Origin of the sequence: Arthrobacter sp. I3, from assembly GCF_000520575.1 — a bacterium.
GTDB classification, from domain to species: domain Bacteria; phylum Actinomycetota; class Actinomycetes; order Actinomycetales; family Micrococcaceae; genus Arthrobacter; species Arthrobacter humicola_A.
The window spans coordinates 45453-51330 of record NZ_KI914924.1 but is presented as its reverse complement, the minus strand read 5'-3'; the positions used below and the strand labels follow the sequence as shown (position 1 = coordinate 51330).

The window sequence follows — 5878 nt, the reverse complement described above, 5'->3', positions numbered from 1 at the left end:
CAATGTCACGCAAGGCCAACTGCTACGACAACGCCGTGATGGAGAACTTCTTTGGACACCTCAAGGAAGAGCTGTTCCACCGCGTCCGTTTTCTCGGCACAGACGCACTGGCGACCCAACTGAACGAATACATCCGCTGGTACAACACCGAACGAATCTCAACAAAGCTCGAGGGCCTGAGCCCGGTGCAATACCGTGCTCAGGCCCTCGCGGCTTAGGATCCTACTTAACCAGTCCAACTTTCGGGGACCAGTTCATCGCGGCAGGCGCCCCTTTTCGTTGTGCCGGGACGGGCTCAGGATTTGCCCGCCACACCGAGGACGTGGGCCAGCCGCGGATTGCCGGGAAGCACCGAAAAGCCGAAGCGCTCGATGCCCTGCACACTCAGACCTGCCGCGGCGATCATGGCGGCGGTGTCACGGTTCGGGTGGCATCCGCCTGCCAGCCGGCCCCACAGCGGTGTAAGCAGGTCTTCGGCGGCCCCCAGCAGGCGGTGCGCTGAGCGGACGTGTTCGTAGAACAGCAGCAGGCCCCCGGGGCGCAGGACCCGAACCACCTCCGCCAGGGCGAGGGACGGTTCTGGCACACTGCACAGCACCAAACTGGAAACGACGACGTCGGCCGAGGCATCCGCCGCCGGCAGCGCTTCCGCCACGCCGTCCCTCACCGTGACGGGCACAGGCGCCCTGCCGGCGGCGGCGAGGGCCAGCGCACGGAGCGTGGGGTCCGGTTCGAGGGCCAGCACACCGGACACCGCGGAAGGGTAGAACGGGAAGGTGGCCCCGTAGCCCGCCCCGATTTCGATGACGAAGCCGTGCGCCGGCGCCACGAGCCGGCGGCGGTGCTCTGCTGCGCCGCGGGCGTCCATCCGCGGACCCACCCGGGCATACGATCTCCCGAATGATGACTCACGGCGGGTGGTTTCCGGCATCGGGGCCTCCAACAGGTCAGCTGACCGCGGCCGGGTTGAGCTTGAGCCTGCGCAGCAACTGGGCGTTCAGGGCAACCACAATGGTCGACGCCGACATCATCACGGCGCCCGCGGCGGGGGACAGGACAATTCCGGCGAAGGCGAGGACACCGGCAGCCAGCGGCACCGAGATGACGTTGTATCCGGTGGCCCACACGAGGTTTTGCCACATCTTCCGGTAGCTCGCCCTGGAAAGATCGAGCATTGACAGCACAGCCCGCGGATCGTTGCCGGCCAGGACCACACCGGCGGATTCCACGGCCACATCCGTGCCGCCGCCAATCGCGATCCCCACCTCCGCCCGTGCCAGCGCGGGGGAGTCGTTGACGCCGTCGCCGACCATGGCCACCTTCAGCCCGCGGCCCTGGAGCTCCGCCACTTTCTTGTCCTTGTCGGCCGGGAGCACCTCGGCGAACACTTCGTCGATGCCGAGCTCGGCGGCGACGGCGTGCGCCACCTGCCGGGCGTCGCCGGTGACCATGGCCACCTTGATGTCGCGTGCCTGCAGGGCGCGGACGGCCTGGCGGGACTCGGGCCGCACGGCATCCTCGAGGCTGACAGCACCCAGGACCCTGCCGCCGTCCACGACATGAAGCACCGCCGCGCCGCGCTCCAGCCAGGCGCCGGTCGTGGCGGCCAAATCCGGCGGCTCCTGCAGACCCAGCTCCCGGAGCAGGGCCGGGCCGCCCACCTGGACCGTGCGGCCATCGACCGTGGCGCGGACTCCGCGGCCAGTCAGCGACGTGAACCCGTCCGCCGTCGGAAGCTTCAGTCCCCGTTCGCGGGCCGCGGCAACGATTGAGCGGGCCAGGGGATGTTCGCTGTCAGCCTCCACGGCGGCCGCGAGTGCCAGCACCGTATTCTGCGCAGCGTCTTGGCCGGTTGTTCCCGCGTCTGCGGCGGCGACTTCCTTGAGTTCCGGTTCGCCCCTGGTCAGGGTTCCGGTCTTGTCGAACAGCACGACGTCGACTGTCCGCATGCGCTCCAGCGCCATCCGGTTCTTGATCAGGACGCCCGCCCGGGCGGCGCGCTCGGTGGAAATGGCGATGACGAGCGGGATGGCAAGGCCGAGGGCGTGGGGGCAGGCGATGACCAGGACAGTGACGGTGCGGGTGACCGCGTCTCCTAGGCTGCCCATCAGGGTCCAGAAGATGAACGTCAGGACGCCGGTGCCGGCCGCGAAGTAGAAGAGGAAGGCCGCAGCCCGGTCGGCCAGGGCCTGGGCCCGGGAGGAGGAGGCCTGTGCCTCGGCCACGAGGCGCCGGATCCCGGCGAGGGCCGTGTCCTCGCCGATGGCCGACACCCGGACCCTCACGGAGTTGTCAGTGGCGATGGTGCCGGCCACCACGGGATCCCCCGGGGCCCGCAGGACGGTTTTTGATTCGCCCGTGATCATGGATTCGTCGAATTCGGCCTGCCCGCCGCTGACGGTGCCGTCGGCCGGCATCCGGCCGCCGGGGCGGACCAGGATGGTGTCCCCGGCACGGAGTTCGGCGAGGCTGACGGTCTCCGTGCCGGCGGTCGTGACGCGTTCCGCTTCGTCGGGCAGCAGCGCCGCCAGGGCATCCAGCGCACCCTGCGCCGAGCCGAGGGCGCGCATCTCGATCCAGTGGCCCAGCAGCATGATGGGGACCAGCAGCGCCAGCTCCCACCAGAAGTCGAGATCGAAACCGCCGATGCCGAGGCTGGTCTCCCAGGAGGCGATAAAGGCGACGCTGATGGCCATGGCAATCAGCAGCATCATCCCCGGTTTTCGCGTCTTCAGTTCATTGAGTCCGCCCTGGAGGAACGGACGGCCGCCGTAGAGGTAGATCGCCGTGCCGAAGACCGGCGGTATCCATGCTGAGCCGGGGAAGGCGGGAGGAGCGTAGCCCAGGAGTTCCGCGAACATGGGGCTGAAGAAGACCACCGGCACGGCCAGGGCCAGTGACAGCCAGAACCTGTCCCTGAACATCGCGACGCTGTACCCGGCATGCTGGCCGTGAGTGTGTACCGTGTGCTCGTCCGCGGCGGAGCCCACAGCATTGTCGCCGTGCGGCGTCCCGCCCGGGCTGTGGTTTCGGAGGCCCTGGTCCGCGCCAGGGCTGCTGTGCCGGTGTTCCATGGTGTGTGCTCCTGACGGATGCTCAGTCATCTGCGGCTACGCCCAACATACCCCCGGGGGGTATGTTTGGCAAGAGGGCATTTCCAGCCTCAGCGGACCTCTGGCAACTCGCATCGTCCCCAGGTCCCAGACCACCGGGGCGCCCGGCTTCCGCGGCGTCAGCTGATCAGCAGTCCCAGGGCCTCGGCCAGGTGGCCGACCTCGCGGACCGAGAAGCCCGCCGGAACCGGTCCGTGCCCGTTGGGGCTGGCCGGTACCACGGCATGAGTGAAGCCGAGCCGGTGCGCCTCCTGGATGCGCTGGTTGATGCCGGGCACCGGGCGGACTTCGCCCGCCAGGCCCACCTCGCCGAAGGCTATGAGCCGCTGGGGGAGCGGCTTCCTGGCCTTGGCCGAAGCCACCGCCAGCGCCACGGCGAGGTCCGTGGCGGGTTCGCTGAGCTTGACCCCGCCGACCGTTGCCACATACGAGTCGTCCTTGTTCAGCAGGCAGCCGGCGCGCTGCTGCAGGACGGCCAGCAGCATCGCGACGCGCGAGCTGTCGAGCCCGCTGGTGGCGCGGCGGGGCTGGGAGCTGGCACTCTCGGCGAGCAGCGCCTGCACCTCGGCCAGCAGCGGCCGGCGGCCCTCCAGCGTGACCGTGATGCAGGTTCCCGAAACGGGCTCCTTGGTCCGGGAGACGAACAGCCCACTGGGATCGGCGAGGCCCTCGATGCCGTCCTCGTTCAGATCGAAGCAGCCGACGTCGTCGGTGGGTCCGTAGCGGTTCTTGACCGCGCGCAGCAGCCGCAGCCGCGAGTGCCGTTCGCCTTCGAACTGGCAGACGACGTCCACGAGGTGTTCCAGCAGCCGGGGCCCGGCGATGGAGCCGTCCTTGGTCACGTGCCCGACCAGCAGCGTGGTCATGTTGCGGCTCTTGGCCGCGGCGATCAGGGACGCCGCCACCTCGCGCACCTGGGACACCCCGCCGGCGCTGCCCTCGACGTCGGCGCTGCTGAGGGTCTGCACGGAGTCCACCACCAGCAGGCGCGGCTCCAGCTTCTCCACCTGCCCCAGGGCCTGCCCCAGGTCAGTTTCGGCGGACAGGTACAGGGATTCGGCCACGGCGTCGATCCGGTCCGCGCGGAGCTTGACCTGGGCCGCGGATTCCTCGCCGGTGATGTAGAGGACGTCCTGCGCCGTGCGGGCGAACTTGGCCGCAACGTCCAGCAGCAGCGTCGACTTGCCCACCCCGGGCTCGCCCGCCAGCAGGATCACGGCCCCTGGCACCAGCCCGCCGCCGAGCACGCGGTCGAGTTCATCCACGCCGGTGGGCAGGAACGCGGCGGTAGTGGCGTCGACGTCGGCGATCCGGCGGGCCGGTTCCAGGACCGTCGTGGCCGCCGTCGTCCGGGCGACGGCGGTGCCGGTCTCCTCCACGCTGCCCCACGCCTGGCACTCGCCGCAGCGGCCCACCCACTTGGCCGTCGTCCAGCCGCATTCGGCGCATTTATAGCCGGGCGCCTTCGGCCCCCGGGAAGTCTTCGTAGCCATTGGTCCACACTATCGGGGGCCAGCGACAACAAGTGCGCCGGCGGCGGGGTCAGCAGGGCCCGTGCGCCAGCTGCAGCAGCTACAGCGGGGGCAGGATGTCCCGGGCTTCCTTGGAATCCAGCCCGGCGGCCTCGAGCAGGTCCACCATGAGCGGGCGGAACAACATGACCACCGTTTCGCCCTCCAGCCGCTGGACGTCCAGTATCCGCGGATGCAGCCGGCCTGCGATCTCCCGCAGCTCCGAGCGTGCTGTCCGCAGGTGGGCGCGGCGGGCGCCGTCGTGGACTTCCGCCAGGCCGAGCGAGAGCTCGTCGACGGCGGCGGCCGTCTCCTGCAGGACCTCGGCGATGTTCTGGGTGGCCTCGTCCGAGAGCGCCGCATGGTTGATGGCGCTGGTCAGTCGGCGCGCAAAGACCCGGCTGTTGCGCAGCGCGAGATCGATGTAGTCCAGCGACTGCTCCATCTGGTCCAGTTCGTCCCGGTGCCGCCGGTAGGCGGGGGCCAGGGTTGCCACTTCGCCGGAGGCACGCAGCGACTGGCGCATGGCGTCGACGAGCGGCTGGCAGTTCCGGCCCCGGATGAGGGCATGCCAGGCCTGGGTGGAATCGCTGTAGCTCAGCGCCGAGGCGCATTCCCGCAGCACCTCGGCGAGCTCGTGCAGGAGCTTCTTGACGTCGCTGCGGGGTTCACGCCGGGGGTCTTTGGGAACGAGGACGGTCATCAGCAGCGCGAACACTCCGCCCACCACGGCGTCGATGCTGCGGGTGAACGGGCCCCCGATCGGTGCGGGCAGGAGCACCACGAGGACCGACTGCAGGCCCAGTTGCGTCGTGAAAATCGTCCCGCTGTCCAGGAACCTGGCCAGCAGGATGGAGAAAAGGAGCACGACGGCGGCCTGCCAGATTCCGGAGCCCAGCCAGTGCAGCAGCAGGTCTCCGACCACGATTCCGAGCGTGCAGCCCAAGCCCACCTCGATGACGCGGCGCAGCCGGGGGTCGCGGGAAAAACCGAGCGCAATAAGGGATGACGTGGCCGCAAACAACGGCCCGCTGTGACCCAGGACGTATTCTGCGAAAGCGTAGGCGCCCACGGCGCAAGTGGTCATCTGGATGGCCGGGCCCAGGGAGTTCCGGCTCCGGACAAAGCCTGTGCGGACCCGGCCGCGCAGGAATCGTGCGCTTGCGGAGAGTCCAGTCGCGGAGGCCATGCCCTCCAGTCTATTTGCTGCGCCGGGACGGCCGGCACGGCCGGCACGGCAGGACACGGCACGGG

Annotated in this window: 5 protein-coding genes; 1 reads left to right on the top strand and 4 read right to left on the bottom strand. The window is 69.5% G+C overall.

Going from position 1 to position 5878, the window contains the following annotated elements; translation table 11 throughout:
* Positions 1 to 218 (top strand): IS3 family transposase (locus tag Y706_RS0110930; protein ID WP_028276618.1); only part of this gene is annotated, 218 nt, incomplete at its 5' end.
* A gap of 77 nt (positions 219 to 295) precedes the next feature.
* On the opposite strand, the gene Y706_RS0110925 is transcribed toward Y706_RS0110930, so the two are convergent.
* The 4 genes from Y706_RS0110925 to Y706_RS0110910 form a co-directional block, all read right to left on the bottom strand.
* Positions 296 to 931 carry a class I SAM-dependent methyltransferase gene (locus Y706_RS0110925; protein WP_028276617.1) on the bottom strand — a complete coding sequence of 212 codons (636 nt, stop codon included), beginning with the start codon at positions 929 to 931 and terminating at the stop codon, positions 296 to 298.
* 16 nt (positions 932 to 947) lie between these two features.
* Positions 948 to 3074, bottom strand: a complete 2127-nt coding sequence (locus tag Y706_RS0110920; RefSeq protein WP_156945119.1) for a copper-translocating P-type ATPase — start codon at positions 3072 to 3074, stop codon at positions 948 to 950.
* Between the two features lie 158 nt (positions 3075 to 3232).
* On the bottom strand, positions 3233 to 4606 hold the full coding sequence (gene radA / locus Y706_RS0110915) for a DNA repair protein RadA (RefSeq protein WP_028276615.1): 1374 nt from the start codon (positions 4604 to 4606) through the stop codon (positions 3233 to 3235).
* A gap of 79 nt (positions 4607 to 4685) precedes the next feature.
* Complete coding sequence (locus tag Y706_RS0110910; protein WP_028276614.1) at positions 4686 to 5813, bottom strand: FUSC family protein; 1128 nt, start codon at positions 5811 to 5813, stop codon at positions 4686 to 4688.
* Between the last annotated feature and the right edge of the window lie 65 nt (positions 5814 to 5878).